Source organism: Litchfieldia salsa (assembly GCF_900104555.1).
Classification (GTDB): domain Bacteria; phylum Bacillota; class Bacilli; order Bacillales; family Bacillaceae_L; genus Litchfieldia; species Litchfieldia salsa.
The window spans coordinates 39697-56692 of record NZ_FNJU01000019.1 but is presented as its reverse complement, the minus strand read 5'-3'; the positions used below and the strand labels follow the sequence as shown (position 1 = coordinate 56692).

The window sequence follows — 16996 nt, the reverse complement described above, 5'->3', positions numbered from 1 at the left end:
GAACCATGCGGTTCTCTATATTATCCGGTATTAGCTCCGGTTTCCCGAAGTTATCCCAGTCTTACAGGCAGATTGCCCACGTGTTACTCACCCGTCCGCCGCTAATCTTTGGGAGCAAGCTCCCTTGTATTCGCTCGACTTGCATGTATTAGGCACGCCGCCAGCGTTCATCCTGAGCCAGGATCAAACTCTCCAAAAAGAGTATTGATTGCTCAATAGTTTGTTACTTAATTTAAAACGTTGACGTTTGTTTATTGTGTTCAGTTTTCAAAGAACTTTTAATCCGCCGCTCAAAAGCGACTTTATTAATATAACATTTCGTATATTAAATGTCAACATTTATTTAATAAAATTAAATGAGACATTTATGAACATCGCTCTTTGTTTTTCAGCGACGGATATTAATATAACATGACCAAAACATAATTACAAGTGTTTTTTATTTTTTAAAGGCTGTTTTTTCAAAGTTCGTTGTATTAGACGTAAAACATTGAATCGGTAGTTTTATTCAACCTACGGCTTCACAAGAAAACAATCTATACGAAAACCTCTCATTTATAAAACAAAAAATAAAGCTACCCTACGAGTAATCTCGTAGGGTAGCTTTTAGATAAGTGATTTATAATATTGATATAGGTTTTCTGTTTCATTATATTCGTGCTCATATCCAAGTTCATTGTATATCTTCATTAATACTGTAAAAGGAATCAGATTTAAATGCTGTCTGTTATGCTGTTCATTTTCATCAAATAATAAAGGAAGGATCGCAATGTCCTGTTTACAATAGGAAATACATTCATCTACTGAACGATGATTATCTAGTCGTAACTTATCATGAATTTTAATTAACCATGTGTAACAGCGATGAACTGTGGCCAGGTTTTTGGACATTTCAATTGCTTTCAGAAGGAGCTTTTCTGTTAAATCGTATCTCTCCATCTCAAATGTCCATATTCCAATACCAAGTAAAAATGCACTAGCCTCTCTTCTTGTTGTTAAACTACTTTCATAGGAATCTACCTCATCTATCTTAAATCCTGATAATCCGTAAGACCTTTTACATACGTTCCTAACCATATTTTTTTCCTTATCAGTTAGTGATCTCCAAAATTCCTCTAAATTAAGCTGCCTGATAATCCCCCCATAACTCCGCGTAGACAATCCATGGCCTATTTCGAAATTCTTAGTTTTGAATAAATTTATAAAACTCATATATACCACCTCTTCAATGTACAACCATTTTATGCAAGAACCCTTTAGTTCATGAAGAGTTAGTTCAGTTATTTAGAATCGTGTGTTTAATAGAGAGAAGCTGTAAAAAATGCAAAAACCAACCCCATCGTTGCAGAAAACAGAAGGGAATCTGCCTGCACTTTCCCTTCACTATTAGAGATTCTGATTCCTTCCATATAGGCAAATGATAGAAGAAAAAGACACATTACAAATGATAAGAAGAGAGCAAATGCTTGAATAAATTCCATATCGTTACCTCCATATATCTGTTTGATAGATATATATGATAGAGAGTTTTCTACTATTCCCCTTATTAATAGAGTATTTTTCAATTTAACAATCTCTAGTAAATCTCACTTACAACAATCTTTGAAGGATTAATCAATTATTTGACCTAATTAATAATCAATAATCATCGTAATTGAATAGGATAATTAAAACGATGACTGGGGGGATTACTATGATTAGGATTAAAGGAATGACCATACACCCTACTAATGAGAACTTACCTTCATTGACCAAACAGGAAACAAACATAATCAAAATAATGGCAAATCAACAATCAATTCATGAGTATGATTCATTCGAACAGCTTATCTTTGAAATCAAACTTAGATTAGAGACTGTTAGGGCTGCTGAAGAACTTAATAATAGTGGTGTGAAATTTGCGACATTTGCAACTTCCAAATGTAATGAAAGCTATTGGGAATTAATTAATACTGGTGCTTTCGTTATAACAGACCACATAACACCGTCAGAGGCCATCTTAGATATTTTCAAACATGGAAACAAATATGCTTTTGAATGCGCAACTGCAATGGTCATCGTATTTTACAAAGCTATACATGATTCCATAAGTCAAGATTCTTTCAACCAGTTGTTTTCTGAACTAGTACTATATGATTGGCATTACGACAAAGACCTTGGTTTAACAACAACAAGAGAAAACGAGTTTATCCCAGGTGATTGTATTTATTTTAAGAATCCTGAATTTGATCCAGAAACGCCATATTGGAGAGGGGAAAATGCAATTGTTATAGATGAAGATTTGTATTATGGTCATGGAATCGGATTGAAAGATGCAAACGAGATAATTACTCACCTTAACGATCACCGAAAAATGAATGCTTCAGAATCTGCTTATATGCTCGACCAAGTATCTAGACCTGATTATCGGTCTCTTTCTAAATACGAAGCCCACACAAGACGCATACACTATCAAAGGCCAACATCCCTTTCGACTGCCATAATTGGAAGTTCCCTATATATCATTTAAAACAGTTTACACTTGTGTAAACTGTTTTTTTATCTTCGAAAAGGGATGCATTATTTGGTAAAAGTTGAAAATACTACTTATAAGAAATTATTTGTCTGGAGGAAGTTTCATGATACGTATTGTTGTCGTTTGTTTAACTCTATTCTTTGTTAATTTAAGTACTTCATATAGTGTGTTTGCGGCTGTTTCAGATGAAGAAGTCAGTGAATATATTGAAAGGATTGGAATAACACAAGAGGAATTAACAAACTATTTAAGCTTCTATCATCTGTCAATCGAGGAGTTTGAATCTGTATCAGATTTAGATTCATTTTTAGGAACTCCTATTAATACAGAAAATTTAAATCACCTACTTACTGCAATTGATTTATCAGAGGAAGAACTCCACACTCTACTAGCAGGATTTGGAGAGTCAATCGACGATTATTTATTTATAGAGGATTTAGAAGTTGATGTTAATTTTTATTTGAAACATGCTGAAATGATCCATGAAGCCGAGCGTCTCTTATCTGATATCGGTATGACTAGTGAAGAAGCTGACGAACTATTTGGTCATATTATTTCCTTAAATAAAAATGGTTCACTAGAAGACGAGTTAGAAACGATAAGTATTAATCTAGAGCAATACTATGCTTATGATACAAATGCGACTTTATCAGATGAACAGAAGAATGAGTTGATTACCCATTTCGAAAATCTGTTGAGTGCTCTTCATTTATCCTCTAGTTATTATGTGATGAATAACGGCACACAGCAACCAACCACACTGGAAAATTTACTTACAGATGAGGCGATCGAAGAGGAACAAATTGTTGTTGTTCAACTTAATAATGACCAAAATGAAACCATTATGGACCTTCAATTGAAAAAAGATGAATTGTCATCTGACTTCCTCATCTTGCGTGGGGAACAGTTCTTAACTATGGCAACACTAGCAAATGAATTAAATGGTACTATGATGACTGCAGAACTGCCTAATACCGCATCGCCGTTTTGGAACAATATGATGATTGGGCTTACTTTATTTCTTCTAGGCTGGTGGATTATATTAAGGAAAACTCTCTCTAGAAGAGAGTCTTAATTAATTATAAAAGCAAGGGTGTTACTCATACCCTTGCTTTCTCTTTTAAATCCCTAATATTAAGATTTTTTCATAACATCCCACCTTTAACATGAGAGTATCGTTTACGTTCATTTAAAAGGTACAAACCAATTCCTGTAATAATGATGACTCCTCCAATAACTTGTGTCCATAAAATATGTTCACCTAAGATAAAATAAGCTAAGATTGCTGCACCTACAGGTTCAAATAAAATTGCCATTGAAATAGTGGAAGTACTCACCCATTGCAAAGACCAATTAAACAATGTATGGCCTAATAAAGTCGGAACAATGGCTAAGAGCACGAAAACAATCCAGTCATTTGATGGATAGGGGCTTAGAGGGTAATCCAAAATGATTACATACAGGAATAATGTTATGGTGCTTATACTGTAAACAAGGAACGTGTACGTTATAAGAGAAAGCCTTTTTCGGATGTTTTGTCCTACTAATAAGTATGCAGTAACCATGGCACAAGCAACTAAAGCTAAAAAATCGCCATATAGAGCCATTCCACTTATTTTGAAATCACCCCACGCAATAACGACACTCCCACTTATCCCAAGAAAACCACTTGCGACTGCACTAAATCTTACTTTTTCTTTAAAAAAGAAATAGGTTCCTAAAAACGCGAATAAAGGCTGTAAGGTAACTAATACTGTAGAGCTTGTTACAGAGGTATAGTTAAGCGATTCAAACCACAGTATAAAATGAAAAGCCAAGAACACGCCTGCCGCAACTGAATATAGCCAATCTTTCTTTGAGATTCTTTTTAGCTCAACTTTATATTTCAAAAGAAAGATAGGAATCATTAGAACTGTCGAGAAAAACAAACGGTAAAATGCAGTAACTGGTGCTGGTGAGCTGGCCAACTTTACTAAAATAGCCGATGTTGAAACAGCCACCACACCAATCCCTATTAATACATACGGATTTATTTTCATTTCGTTTTAAACTCCTTAGTAAGATATAAATGTTTGTGATGTAATTATATCTAAAACTAGGAATTTGACTACCTTAAATTACTTAAACCTTATCTCGCCTTTGAGTTCAAATGTATCCATTTGATGGGCGGTTATTTTTGATGGAGAAAGAGCATACAAATAATCCCCTATATAAACCACTCTTGAAATACTACTCTCCCAGTCCTCATAATGGTGGTTACCTTCCATATGGTGGGTAATTTTTGACTGAAGCTGAAAGCCTTTGTCTAAATCTAGCTGATACACATAAGCCCCTTGGAATTCAAACCGTTGTTCAAATTCAGTACCCTCGACGTCATAATAAACAGATACAGGTAGGGAAAATAACCCTTTTGCTTTATGAAACAATAGCGCTTTATGATCATAATCAATGGGCGAATAAGTTCCTCTACCTCCAATAATTTCAGTGAACTTTTCTTTCGGGCTTGAAACATCACTAACATCAAACAATGAAATTTTAACACCTTGCGTTAACACCAATGGTTCTTCCCCTGGTTGTTTACTTGGAACGACTTTTGTGTCATGCCCAAACCCGATGATGTGATTTTCATCATAAGGATGCAAATAGTTACTAAAACCTGGAATTTTGAGTTCTCCTAGGACACTTGGCTTTTTAGGGTCGCTTGCGTCAATTACGAATAACGGGTCAACTTGTTTAAATGTTACAACATATATTCGCTCTTGCATAAACCTCGCAGAATAGATTCGTTCACCACGCGCCAAATCCTTGAGTTCTCCTAGTTGTTTTAATTGTTCATCATAAATATAGAGATTATTGGAAGATGGACGAACCTCATCCCATGTGTCACCCTTGGTTGTTACTACTCTAAAATGTCCTTTATACTCATCCATTGAGAACTGATTTAGAATTGTACCTTCCACCTCAGTCGTACTTTGAAAAGTAACAGTATCTTTATCAATTGAAAATTTATAAATATTTGTATTTGGTGAGAAGTTGTCCTCTGCCCTAATTCCAACGTAGCCACTATAATCAGCAACCGCTAAATATAGATTGTCTTTCGACATGTATAGTTGATGACCACTCCCCAGATAAGTAGTAAGCGACGCTTCTTTAATAGGTTCCTCAAGACTAAAAGCTGCTATCACGGTATAGTTTGTTTCAGGAGAACTAGGAAAATATTGAATGTCTTCATAATTAACAACTTTATCAATTCCATCCTCACTTCCTGCTGAATCCGAATAACGTGGCCTAAGTTCCATCTCCGCTTCCTTTTCATAAGTCCATATGTCTGGAGAATGATTTGATACAAGATAAATATGTTCTCCAATCCTTCTTGAAGTAATATAAGATCCCTCAATTTCCACATCACGAATCTGCTTCGGATCTTTTTTATCACTTAAGTCATATACAAGTGCACGTGTAGATTGAAAATAACCTGGCCAAATCCTAGAATCTTCTTTAGCAATAGTCGTCTCTTTTTTGACTTCAGTTTGCTCTTCATATCCATAACCAATTACAACTAACTGATTTTTATAAAGATAAATTTGTGTTGGTGAAAATGATTGTTTATACAAAATCGATCCTTCAAGCTTCATTTCACCTACTGGAACTGCTTTTGTAATAAGGACTTTCCCATCTTGTACTTGGTAAATATATTCACCGTCTATTTTTACAGTATCTGCTTCATCCACACCAGAAACTTGATTATTAGTTTCAGAATGACCCTGCCCCACGGCTTCATTACTACCTGTAGAATCAGCAGCAGATTCTGTAGACTTCTCCTCAGAAGCACCCATATCGAATAAACTAAATCCACGTTCTTCCTTCGCTCGTTCCATTGCTGTTTTAAATATCTGCTCAAGCTTTTCCTTTGAGCCGACAACGGGTAAGGTTTCTTGAACAATGAAGGTTTGTTTTTTAGCAGATTTTAGGCTATGACCATTATTCGCCTTCAACGATTTTTTGATATGAAGAGTGTAATAGGAGGCATTTGGATCAAACCCTTCCTCTGGTGGTTCCATCGTAATCGTTTTACCATCTTCACTTAAAGCTAGTTTCACATTTTGTTTATCACCCTTGTGATTAACGATGAAAATGGAATCAGATGTAATTGACTTAGGATTTAATTTCCTAGAGAATTCTATCTCCCACTTCTTATTTGGCATAACGACTATCTTCTCATCCGCCCATTTATTCATGACCTTCGGGTTCATTCCCAATAAGATGCTTAAGGTGAAAATTGATACAATAACAACACCGCACATGATAAGTAACTTTTTTTTCATAACTTACCCCCCTTTTTTCTATAGACGTAAAGAGAATCATTTCGTTACACTATTTAAGTTAAAATAAGTCAGAAAGAAAAGAATTGACTATCTTGTACGGGAAAATTAAAATAAAGTTACACCTTATAACTTGGGACTGTAGTTCAGTGGGAGAATACTTGTCTGGCAGACAAGGGGTCGTGGGTTCGAATCCCATCAGTTCCATACTATACTTCAATGCATTCTTTCTAACTATAGAGGAATGCATTTTTATTTTGCTCTTTATTGCATGCAAAAAAGACAGGAGTATCTCCTGTCTTTTCCATTAATTATGAAAATTCATACCATCCGTAGTCGCTTCAATTACACCTGAACGAACGACAAAGTCACCGAAATGTTCATCTTGTTCACGTTCTTTTGCATAACGAGGTAGTAATTCTCCTAGTACATTTAAAATTTCTTCTTCACCAATATTCTCACGATACATTTTGCTTAGTCGACTACCATCATGTGCAGCACCTAAATACATATTATATTTACCTGGTGCTTTACCAATAAAGCCGATTTCCCCAAGTGCGTGGCGAGCACAACCATTAGGACAACCAGTCATACGAATAGTAATCTCTTTATCACTAAGACCATTTTTATCTACAATCGCCTCAATTTTATCCATAAGAACAGGTAAATAGCGTTCTGCTTCTGCCATCGCTAATCCACAGGTTGGAAGAGATACACACGCAAGAGAACTGCGTCGAATGGCAGAATAGTGTTTACCATCTGTTAAACCATATTGCTCAATCAGTTCACTAATTTTTTTCTTTTTCTGACTTGATACATCAGCAATGACGAGGTTTTGATTTCCTGTTAATCTGAAATCACCAGTATGAATTTTTGCTATCTCACGCAAACCAGTCATTAATTTATACTCTTCAAAGTCCGCGATACGCCCGCCTTCAACAAACAAGGTAAAATGCCACTTTCCTTTTACACCTTTCACCCATCCATAACGATCACCATTATGGTCGAAATGATAGCTTTTAGCTTCAGGAAGTGCCCATCCAAGTCGGTTTTCTAATTCAGCCTTCACATTATCAAGACCAAGTCGATCAACCGTATACTTAAAACGTGCATTTTTACGAACCGAGCGGTTTCCGTAGTCACGTTGAATCGTTATAATTTTTTCTGCAACATCTACCATTTGTTCTGGCTTACAGAACCCTATCACTTTAGCAAGTTGAGGATATGTTGTCTTGTCACCATGTGACATTCCCATACCGCCACCGATTGCAATGTTAAACCCAACTAACTGGCCTTCCTCTATAATCGCGATAAAGCCAAGGTCTTGTGAAAACACATCGATATCATTTGAAGGAGGAACCGCAACACCAATCTTGAACTTCCGTGGTAAATACAAAGGTCCATACATTGGTTCAACTTCTTCATCAAATTCAGGTGTACTTGCTACCTTTTCTTCATCCAACCAAAGCTCATGATAAGCTCTTGTTCTTGGTAACAAATCATCACTTAGTTTTTTAGACCATTTAAATACCTCAGAGTGAACCTCGGATTGGTTCGGGTTTGGATTACACATTACGTTACGATTTACATCCCCACATGCAGCAATCGTATCTAATAGAGATGCATGTATTTCTTGTATCGTTTTCTTCATGTTCCATTTGAGAATTCCGTGCATTTGAAACGCCTGACGTGTTGTCAATTTCAACGTACCATTCCCATACTTTTGAGCTAAATCGTCCATCACAAGCCATTGAGCAGGAGTTGATACCCCACCCGGAGTTCGAACTCTTAACATGAACTGATAAGCTGGTTCGAGCTTTTGTTTTTGACGCTCATTACGAAGATCACGGTCATCTTGTAAATAACTTCCGTGGAACTTCATTAGTCGGTTGTCATCATCAGAAATCCCGGCACTAATTGGTTCAAGCATTGATTCTGCTAATGTTCCGCGCAGATAATTACTTCGTTCTTTTATATCTTCCACATCACTAGGTGTGCCTTCCGGCGCTTTTAATGTATTTACCATGTTGTCAGACTCCTTTCTAAATCAAGATCAATATACATCACGTTGATATCTTTTTTGCTTTTGCATATCTGCAAGGTAAGCTTCCGCTTCACCCGTGGTCATTCTTCCTTCTTTTTCAAGAATTTCAATAAGTGTGTTATGGACATCATGTGCCATATGCTTTTCATCACCACATACATAGAAAGCAGCCCCAGCCTGAATCCAATCAAACAATTCTTTACTGTTTTCAAGCAAACGGTGTTGTACATATACCTTTTGGTCTGTATCACGTGAAAAAGCAACATCCATCTTTGTTAAGACACCGTCTTTAACCCATTTTTGCCATTCTGTTTGGTAAAGGAAATCTGTGACAAAGTGTTGGTCACCAAAGAACATCCATGCCTTTCCTTCTGCACCTATTTCTTCGCGTTCTTGCATAAAAGAACGGAATGGTGCTACACCTGTCCCAGGTCCAACCATAATAATTGGAGTATCAGGATTTTCAGGTAACTTGAAATTTTCATTATGTTGAATATAAACTGGCAGTGTATCTCCTGGTTGCAAACGCTCTGCACATAAGATAGAGCAAACGCCTTTTCTTTCACGTCCATGTGCATCATATCGAACAGCTCCAATTGTCAAATGGACTTCATCTGGGTTAGCTGCAAAACTACTAGAAATTGAATATAGACGTGCTGGCATTTTTCTCAAGATTGAAATAAATTCTTGCGGAGAATTCTCCCACGGTCCAAAATCGCGAACTAAATCTAATAAATCGCGTCCTTCTAAGTATTCTTTTACCTTTTCCTCATTTCCAGCAGATACTAAATCCTTTAGCTCCGAATTCGAAGATATTTCAGCAGCCTGCTTTAAAAGCGGTTTAGTTAAGACCGTTATTTCAAATTGTGAGATGAGAGCATCTTTTAATGAGCCCACTTCTCCTTGCTTATTTATTGTTACTGTTTCTTCCGGATTCCATTTCAATTCTTCAAGTAGGATGTCTACAAGAGCCGGATCATTTTCCGGATAAACTCCTAGACTATCACCTGGTTGGAATGTAAGACCAGAACCTTCTAGCGATAATTCAAGATGTCGGGTTTCTTTATTTGATCCACGACCATTTAAGTTAAGATTCTCAAGAACTTCTGCTCGAAAAGGATTGGTTCTTGAATAGATTGATTCAGTTGTTAATGATTCAACACCTGTGCTAACTGGTGTGCTACTTCCACCATTAGCCTTACTTAGTCCATTAAGGACTCCATCAAGCCATTCTGCTGCTGGCTCATCATAATCAAGGTCACAATCAACACGCGGGTGAAGACGTACTCCTCCTAGTTCTTCTAGCTTTTCATCAAACTCTTTTCCTGTCTGACAGAAAAACTCATATGAGCTATCTCCTAAGGACAAAACGGAGAAACGAAGATCCTCAAGTTTCGGGGCCCTTTTACCATGGACAAATTCATGAAATGAAAGTGCGTTATCTGGTGGGTCACCTTCACCATGTGTACTCACGACAATAAGTAGATTTTTGACCTTTTTCAAATTATTAGGCTTAAAATCACTCATAGAAGAAACTTCTATTTTGAACCCATTCTCTTCTAGTTTCTTTCCTGCTTTCTTAGCAAGTCCCTGTGCATTGCCAGTTTGTGAACCAAAAAGAATGGTCACTTCCTTGGAAATTGGCTGTTCTACATTTACAGAAGGAATTTCCGAAATAGGTTCTGAAGTTATTGAGGATGTTTGAGCTACTGGCTGGGTTGCGGCAATATAACCACTAAGCCAAATTTTTTGTGATTCTGTTAAAGTCGGCAGTAAGCGATTAAGAAGCTCTACCTGCTCTTGATTAAACGGACTGTTCATTACCTGAAGTTGCAACAATATCCACCTCACAAAGGAATATAAAACTATCATATTACATTTTATTTATTATGACCTGTTTCTACAATTTTTGCGTTTCACCTTTTCAGTGAAAAAATAATTAATTTTATCGTATATTCATTATTCCTATAAGTCAAGTAGGTTTTATTACTCTTTTAGATTTTTTAAGAGCTTTTCTTTTTAGAGTTAAATTTTATAAATCTCCTTGAAGACCCTATTCTAGATTGATAAATAAGATATTGATTAACTAATTGTCGAAATCATGTGATAAGGAACGTCGAATTTACTCGGAAAGTATTAGTTATCAAACACACTAATCTTGTCAATCATAATCTAGAACCGGGCAGGTAAGACTGACTACCATTGCTGCTTTTATCTCATAACATTCATCATCACCTTGCCTGGTTTTTAATTCTAATTGAATGTGTATATATTTCATCATTTAATCTAATAATAAATATAAAAACAACATATAGGTGGGGTTTTACTTGAGTATATTTGATTCTATTTCTGCATGGAAGAATGAAAGACATCACCATCATGTAACACAAATGAAGAGTAGTGGAAAATGTCCTGATTGCAATGGGAGTAGAATTGTCCCAACTTTCCGTGCTATATATAATGGACCACCCTTATGCTCTGGCTGTAATGGAAGTGGCTTATATTCTGATTGGCAAGACCGACAATAAAGGAGAGGTTAAGACTCACAAAGTCTTGATCCCTTACTCCCTTATTTATTTGTCTCTAAATTCTCCTTGCCTATCCTCTTTAACACAAAGATACTTTTCCTACCCTTAGACTTTTCAATTGAATTTACAATTAAGCTGACAACAATCAATTCAGATAGTATACCGATTGATTGCGCAAACGCACCAACCGCTCCGTTCCATTCACTAGCATATGTAACACCCAATCCTAAAAAGATCAATGTGATGATAAGGTTTGTGGATTGCGAAACAATGGTTACTTTGGTTTGTCTATGTAGCATTAAAATTCCATTAAAGAAATCAACAAACGGGAACACAATTGCCATAATTAAAAAGATTTTCAAGACTTTTAGACTCTCTTCTAATAATCTGCCATCTACCCCCATCACGTATCTTAGGAATAAAGCCCCTACTTCCGTAAAACAAAAAACAGCAATGATAACAAAAGGAATAAAGCCTATAATTAGCGAGAACCGTTTGATTTTATTCTCATGTTCATCATAAAAATTGATGACGATTTGATGGATATACGAAAAGAAACTTATAAATAACTGAGTAACTCCTAATGCAATGGCGTAACTTGCTATTGCAAGTTCGATATTCCCTGTTTTACCGAGGAACACATTAATAGCAGGACCTATTAATACTGTAATAAATGAAGATAGCATTAAGGGATTATAGAACCGAAAAATTTGACGGTTGGACTTAATTTTCAAGTCACTATTTACAGGCATTTTTTTCAATAAACTCAATGCCTCAATCATACTAATTATACACTCTATGATCATCCCTACTAAAAATATATAAGCACCAGATACAGCTGTTATATTACCTGACTTAATAAAATAAAGAGATAATAAATACATACCAATTAGCCTTATAACCATCCCTATCGTTAACCACTTCGTTTGTCGATTAAAGATGATAATTCCGTGACAAAGACATCTTAGTCCAGAAAAAATAGTAACATAAATCAGAACCTGATAGATCTCCTTAATACCTGTAACCATGTTTTCTTTCACGCCAAAAACGTTAAGGAAAATAAAGTCTCCTAGGGAAGTATAGGCAATAGCCAATGAAATAAGAAGCAACCCCCCGATTAGGTAGAATGCAAAATGAGTCATTAACTTAAAGGAGTTCTTATCTCTTACCAATGTGGAACATGTCTGCCTCAAAATCACAGCAAGTCTCTCAGTAATAGCAAATAAGCTCATGGCAATCGCGTAACTAGAAATTATCAGTTCTGAGTTCTCCGCTCTTGCTAATGTACTATTTATAATCAGGTGAGAAAGTGTAACAAGACTAGCTGAAATTCCAAGCGGTATGAAAAATAATAATAATGTTTTGGTTTCAAGCTGCTTTATAGTTCCTGAATTCATCGTGTTAACAGCACCTTTTATCCTTTTTAGCAAGTCTCTCGCAAAATCAAATAAAAGAAGCTGTCCCTATTTCGTGCAAAGCACTTTAGGAGGGCAGCTCCTTTCTTATACGGGTTTACACACCCATTTTCCTACGAGTATTACTTGGTTTTTTCGTTTGTTGGCTCTTAGCTTTCTGGTTTGCACTTAAACCATGCTTTTGTCCCGTTGATTGGGCCTGTTTTTTATTAGCTAACTGCTGTTTCATTAATTCCTGCAAGCTAACCTTTTTACGTTCTGGTGCTTCAACTGGTTCTTGGTTATTTTGTTCGTTCGTCATATATATAAACCCCTTTACATACTTTTAATGCTTCATTACTGATTGTCACCATTATAATACAACCCTAGTCATAAAACCATTGTACTGAACAAAATATTTTGCTTTTTATATTGATTTAGATATTCATCCCTTTTCTTCCCACCGTAAGCCAACGTTCGAAAAAAGCGCATCAAACAAATGTTTAATACGCTAATAACCCTTAGGTTTATCTTGTTTGTCCGTCACCAGACATTAAATATTTAACCGTTGTTAATGCAGGTAATCCCATTGGTCCCCTAGCATGTAGCTTTTGAGTTGAAATTCCAATCTCAGCTCCAAAGCCTAATGCACCACCATCTGTAAATCTGGTAGAAGCATTATGGTATAGTGCTGATGCATCAACCATTTTCATAAATTTAGTTGCTGCTGATTTGTCTTCAGTAATAATTGCTTCAGAGTGCTTTGTTCCATATGTTTCAATATGATCAATCGCCTCATCAATATTGTTTACCACTTTTACAGCAATATCTAAGCTTAAATATTCATTACTCCAATCATCTTCATCCGCCTTGAGTGCTCCAGGAATTCTTTTCACAACGGTCTCGTCTCCATGAATCGTTATGTGATTTTCACTGCAAGCTGTGACGAATTGCTCAAGATTTTGTTCAAACCATACCTTATGGATAATTGCTGTTTCTGCCGCATTACACACCGCTGGGCGATCTGTTTTAGCATTTATCAAGATTTTTAACGCTTTATTAACATCTGCGCTTTCATCAATATATAAGTGGCAATTTCCTACACCTGTTTCCAGAACTGGAACTGTTGCATTGTTCACAACAGCGTTAATGAGTGAAGCACCACCACGTGGAATTAATACATCAATATGTTCTTTCATCGTAAATAGTTGCTGTGTTGCCTCACGGTCTGTACTTGCAATAAATTGAACAGCCTCTTTTGGAATCTTAGTTTGCTCAAGTGCTCCATGCATGACTTCTACAATTGCTTTATTTGAGGTAATAGCCGAAGATCCTCCCTTTAAAACAATGGCATTTCCTGACTTAAGAGCAAGGCCTGTAGCATCAACCGTTACATTAGGACGTGCTTCATAAATCATCCCAATCACTCCAAGTGGTACGGTAACCTTTTCTACTTTAAGTCCATTATCTAGAGTCCAGCTTGACAATACCTCATCTGTTGGGTCTGTTAGTTTGGCAACTTGACGTAGTCCATCTGCAAAGTCGTAGATTCGTTCCTTTGTTAAGGTGAGTCGATCGATGAAGGCTTCTTCATATCCCTTTTCTTTTCCTGCTTCCAAATCTTGTGCATTTGCTTTAAGAATCGTTTGATACTCTGATTCCAATGTATTTGCCAAGATCATTAGTGCTTCATTTTTTTCTTCTGTTGTTAGTAAACTTAACTTTTTTGCTGCTTTTTTTGCAGCGATTGCTTGCATCTCAACATTCGTCTTTTCTATAACTGCCATCCAATCACTCCCGCTTTTTTTATAATCCTGCTGGTATTGATATATCTAAATGACATACAAAATTCTCTATATCCACAACTGGCTTAATATGTGTCTGCGCATTCTCTGTTCCATCCAAATATTCTTGTATTTGATCTGATGAATAATTAATAATCCCAAGACCTATTTCTTCTCCATTTTCTTTACAAAGGCGAATAACAGATCCTTCTTTGAAATAGCTATCCAGTTCAATGACTTCATGGATATATATACTTTGTTTTTTGTCTACTAGCAGTTTTTGTGCTTTATCTGTTAAAGTTAGATTTCCTTTCGGACCAGAGTTGAACGCAATCCATTGTTTTTTCTGATTTAAACAAACTGTATTATTCTCCACCTCAAAGTATGTTCCCTTAGCTTTCTGGTGAACAGCATCAATTAAAATATTAGGATTACTTGCTTTTCCTAAGAAGATATTAATTCCTAAAGCCATCGCTATTTTTACTGCGTCTATTTTAGATTTCATCCCACCAGTACCTACTTCACTACCTGAACCTCCGGCAGCTGCCTCAATTTCTGGTGTAATATCATGGACTCTATCTAAAAGTTTCGCTTCAGAATTCTTTCTAGGATCTGAGTCATATAAGCCATCTATATCTGAAAGGATGATCAATTGATCGGACTCAAGCAAGCCCGCTACCTTTGCTGAAAGTGTATCATTATCACCAAACTTAAGTCGATCAACTGTCACTGTATCATTTTCATTCACAATTGGAATAATTCCACGCTCTAACAACACATTAATTGTATTTCTAACGTTGTTATAGCGGTTTTCATCAGAGAAATCTCCTCTGGTAATTAAAATTTGGGACGCTACATAACCATGAGACAAAAATAATTCTGAATATGCCTCAATTAAAAGCCCTTGCCCAATAGAAGCAGCTGCTTGCTTTTCTGGTAATGAGATTGGTCTGTCAATACAACCTAGCTTTCGATAACCTGCTGCTACAGCTCCTGAAGAAACTAATACAACTTCATGTCCTTCATCTTTTAATTGGACCACTTCATCAACTAGTTTTTCAAGTTTCTTTCGGCTAATCTCACCATGTCTGCTTGTTAGTGAGCTGCTTCCTATTTTTATTACAACCCTAAGGTTGTTAACGTCTTGGGCCGACATTCTATCACTCCTGTGTCTAGTTTGGTTGTTAATTAATAAGGTTTACATCATGCTTATATTACTTGTTTCTTCTTTGAAGAGGATTCTCCTTGAAGCTGAGCACTAATCTCCATTGACCGAGCTGCTGCACTTCTCACTGCTTCTGCAATCGCATTGCCTCCACCGTTCAATTCTAATGCCTTTAAACCAGCTGCAGTTGTACCATTAGGAGAAGTTACATTCTCACGTAAAACCGTAGGTGTTTCATTTTGCTCTTGAATCATTTTTGCTGCACCGACAATCGTTTGGGCAATGATTTGTCTCGAAGTTTCTGGGTCTAAGCCGTTTTCAGCTCCTGCCTTCTCCATATGCTCCATTAAATAATAAAAGTAAGCTGGACCGCTTCCCGCGATACCAGTAAAGATATCCATTTTTTCTTCACTTATAACGAATACTTCTCCGATTGTTTGAAGTAGTTCTTTTGTTAATTTGACTTGTTCAAATGATGTTTGTGTTCCAGAGGAAATAGCTGTTGCTGATTCACCGATCATACTAGATGTGTTTGGCATTACCCGTATGACTGGCTGGCCTTCTTGAAGATGTTGTTCCATATATGAGGTTGTAATTCCCGCCAAAACGGAAAGTATAAGAGCATTTGGATTAATTTCATTTTTTATCGAAAGTAAGGCTTGATCAATATCCTTTGGTTTCATTGCTAGAATAATGATGTCGACTTCCTTTAAATTCACTTTGTCTCTTTGAGAAACCGATATCCCATACTTTTTCTCAAGTTCTTTTAGACGTCCTACATTACTTCTATTTGTTGCAATTACTTGCTTTGCTGGAACCTTTTCAGAGTTAACGATCCCTGAAATCATTGCCTCTGCCATTGATCCTGCACCTAAAAACGCGATTTTCTTTTTATATAGCATGTCATCTCTCCCATGTGTTTTGTTCGTATTATTGTTCTTATTTTTTAACAACGACTTTATCGTAACATGTTTGAAAATGAATTCAATAGGTTCAAAGGAAGTCATAAGGAAATCAATCAATTAGTGAGTGAAAGCGTTACCATTTATCCCTATTCTTTGATAAACCCTTCTGAAGGCTGATAATACCGTCTCAGTCTGGAATTTAGCGTTTGCTTGGACAAGCAGTCTTCTTAGAATAGTACAAAAGTAGTCTTCTATAAAAATTAAATCATGATTATATAACTACTACTAATCACACAAACAAATTTATAAGCAAAGAGAACTTATTTCAAATTAGTTCTG

14 protein-coding genes, 1 tRNA gene and 1 rRNA gene are annotated in these 16996 nt (G+C 36.2%); 4 read left to right on the top strand and 12 right to left on the bottom strand.

Features of this window, described 5'->3' with window-relative positions; all coding sequences use genetic code 11:
• The 3 genes from BLQ56_RS21665 to BLQ56_RS21655 all read right to left on the bottom strand — a co-directional run.
• Positions 1-199: ribosomal RNA gene (locus BLQ56_RS21665) — 16S ribosomal RNA — on the bottom strand; the annotation flags it as partial.
• 407 nt (positions 200-606) lie between these two features.
• Entirely contained in the window at positions 607-1212 is a 606-nt protein-coding gene (locus BLQ56_RS21660) for a hypothetical protein (RefSeq protein WP_090859483.1), read from the bottom strand.
• A gap of 86 nt (positions 1213-1298) precedes the next feature.
• A complete protein-coding gene (locus BLQ56_RS21655; protein WP_090859480.1) occupies positions 1299-1481 on the bottom strand; it encodes a hypothetical protein in 183 nt (60 codons plus the stop codon).
• A gap of 212 nt (positions 1482-1693) precedes the next feature.
• On the opposite strand from BLQ56_RS21655, the gene BLQ56_RS21650 reads away from it, so the two are divergent.
• Together BLQ56_RS21650 and BLQ56_RS21645 are read left to right on the top strand one after the other, a co-directional pair.
• Complete coding sequence (locus BLQ56_RS21650; RefSeq protein WP_175490421.1) at positions 1694-2509, top strand: protein-glutamine gamma-glutamyltransferase; 816 nt, start codon at positions 1694-1696, stop codon at positions 2507-2509.
• 109 nt (positions 2510-2618) lie between these two features.
• A complete protein-coding gene (locus BLQ56_RS21645; RefSeq protein ID WP_090859476.1) occupies positions 2619-3590 on the top strand; it encodes a processed acidic surface protein in 972 nt (323 codons plus the stop codon).
• A gap of 70 nt (positions 3591-3660) precedes the next feature.
• Here BLQ56_RS21645 and BLQ56_RS21640 read toward each other — a convergent pair whose 3' ends face one another.
• Both BLQ56_RS21640 and BLQ56_RS21635 read right to left on the bottom strand, forming a co-directional pair.
• Positions 3661-4554 carry a DMT family transporter gene (locus tag BLQ56_RS21640; RefSeq protein WP_090859474.1) on the bottom strand — a complete coding sequence of 298 codons (894 nt, stop codon included), beginning with the start codon at positions 4552-4554 and terminating at the stop codon, positions 3661-3663.
• 78 nt (positions 4555-4632) lie between these two features.
• A complete protein-coding gene (locus BLQ56_RS21635; protein ID WP_090859472.1) occupies positions 4633-6840 on the bottom strand; it encodes a beta-propeller domain-containing protein in 2208 nt (735 codons plus the stop codon).
• Positions 6841-6972: 132 nt separating this feature from the next.
• On the opposite strand from BLQ56_RS21635, the gene BLQ56_RS21630 reads away from it, so the two are divergent.
• Positions 6973-7044, top strand: a tRNA-Ala gene (locus tag BLQ56_RS21630).
• 100 nt (positions 7045-7144) lie between these two features.
• Here BLQ56_RS21630 and cysI read toward each other — a convergent pair.
• Both cysI and BLQ56_RS21620 read right to left on the bottom strand, forming a co-directional pair.
• Positions 7145-8863: an assimilatory sulfite reductase (NADPH) hemoprotein subunit gene (cysI, locus tag BLQ56_RS21625; RefSeq protein ID WP_090859470.1), complete on the bottom strand. Its 1719-nt coding sequence runs from the start codon at positions 8861-8863 to the stop codon at positions 7145-7147.
• Between the two features lie 27 nt (positions 8864-8890).
• A complete protein-coding gene (locus tag BLQ56_RS21620; protein ID WP_090859468.1) occupies positions 8891-10717 on the bottom strand; it encodes an assimilatory sulfite reductase (NADPH) flavoprotein subunit in 1827 nt (608 codons plus the stop codon).
• A 491-nt stretch (positions 10718-11208) separates the two neighbouring features.
• Here BLQ56_RS21620 and BLQ56_RS21615 point away from each other — a divergent pair, with 491 nt between their 5' ends.
• Positions 11209-11409, top strand: a complete 201-nt coding sequence (locus BLQ56_RS21615; RefSeq protein WP_090859466.1) for a hypothetical protein — start codon at positions 11209-11211, stop codon at positions 11407-11409.
• Between the two features lie 41 nt (positions 11410-11450).
• On the opposite strand, the gene BLQ56_RS21610 is transcribed toward BLQ56_RS21615, so the two are convergent.
• From BLQ56_RS21610 to proC, 5 genes are all read right to left on the bottom strand, one after another.
• Positions 11451-12806 (bottom strand): multi antimicrobial extrusion protein MatE, encoded by a 1356-nt coding sequence (locus tag BLQ56_RS21610; RefSeq protein ID WP_238457342.1) that lies wholly within the window; start codon positions 12804-12806, stop codon positions 11451-11453.
• Between the two features lie 115 nt (positions 12807-12921).
• On the bottom strand, positions 12922-13125 hold the full coding sequence (locus tag BLQ56_RS21605; protein WP_090859464.1) for a hypothetical protein: 204 nt from the start codon (positions 13123-13125) through the stop codon (positions 12922-12924).
• Between the two features lie 205 nt (positions 13126-13330).
• Positions 13331-14590: a glutamate-5-semialdehyde dehydrogenase gene (locus BLQ56_RS21600; RefSeq protein WP_090859463.1), complete on the bottom strand. Its 1260-nt coding sequence runs from the start codon at positions 14588-14590 to the stop codon at positions 13331-13333.
• Between the two features lie 19 nt (positions 14591-14609).
• Complete coding sequence (gene proB / locus BLQ56_RS21595; protein WP_090859461.1) at positions 14610-15743, bottom strand: glutamate 5-kinase; 1134 nt, start codon at positions 15741-15743, stop codon at positions 14610-14612.
• Between the two features lie 53 nt (positions 15744-15796).
• Positions 15797-16654, bottom strand: a complete 858-nt coding sequence (gene proC, locus BLQ56_RS21590; protein ID WP_090859459.1) for a pyrroline-5-carboxylate reductase — start codon at positions 16652-16654, stop codon at positions 15797-15799.
• Positions 16655-16996 lie beyond the last annotated feature (342 nt).

What these genes read in the sequence shown, in the direction of transcription:
- BLQ56_RS21650 (WP_175490421.1), top strand. Translation starts at nt 1,694, where the DNA reads ATGATTAGGATTAAAGGAATGACCATACACCCTACTAATGAGAACTTA.
- BLQ56_RS21645 (WP_090859476.1), top strand. Translation starts at nt 2,619, where the DNA reads ATGATACGTATTGTTGTCGTTTGTTTAACTCTATTCTTTGTTAATTTA.
- BLQ56_RS21655 (WP_090859480.1), bottom strand. Translation starts at nt 1,481, where the DNA reads ATGGAATTTATTCAAGCATTTGCTCTCTTCTTATCATTTGTAATGTGT.
- proB (WP_090859461.1), bottom strand. Translation starts at nt 15,743, where the DNA reads ATGTCGGCCCAAGACGTTAACAACCTTAGGGTTGTAATAAAAATAGGA.
- BLQ56_RS21610 (WP_238457342.1), bottom strand. Translation starts at nt 12,806, where the DNA reads ATGAATTCAGGAACTATAAAGCAGCTTGAAACCAAAACATTATTATTA.
- BLQ56_RS21640 (WP_090859474.1), bottom strand. Translation starts at nt 4,554, where the DNA reads ATGAAAATAAATCCGTATGTATTAATAGGGATTGGTGTGGTGGCTGTT.
- cysI (WP_090859470.1), bottom strand. Translation starts at nt 8,863, where the DNA reads ATGGTAAATACATTAAAAGCGCCGGAAGGCACACCTAGTGATGTGGAA.
- BLQ56_RS21660 (WP_090859483.1), bottom strand. Translation starts at nt 1,212, where the DNA reads ATGAGTTTTATAAATTTATTCAAAACTAAGAATTTCGAAATAGGCCAT.
- BLQ56_RS21635 (WP_090859472.1), bottom strand. Translation starts at nt 6,840, where the DNA reads ATGAAAAAAAAGTTACTTATCATGTGCGGTGTTGTTATTGTATCAATT.
- BLQ56_RS21600 (WP_090859463.1), bottom strand. Translation starts at nt 14,590, where the DNA reads ATGGCAGTTATAGAAAAGACGAATGTTGAGATGCAAGCAATCGCTGCA.
- proC (WP_090859459.1), bottom strand. Translation starts at nt 16,654, where the DNA reads ATGCTATATAAAAAGAAAATCGCGTTTTTAGGTGCAGGATCAATGGCA.
- BLQ56_RS21605 (WP_090859464.1), bottom strand. Translation starts at nt 13,125, where the DNA reads ATGACGAACGAACAAAATAACCAAGAACCAGTTGAAGCACCAGAACGT.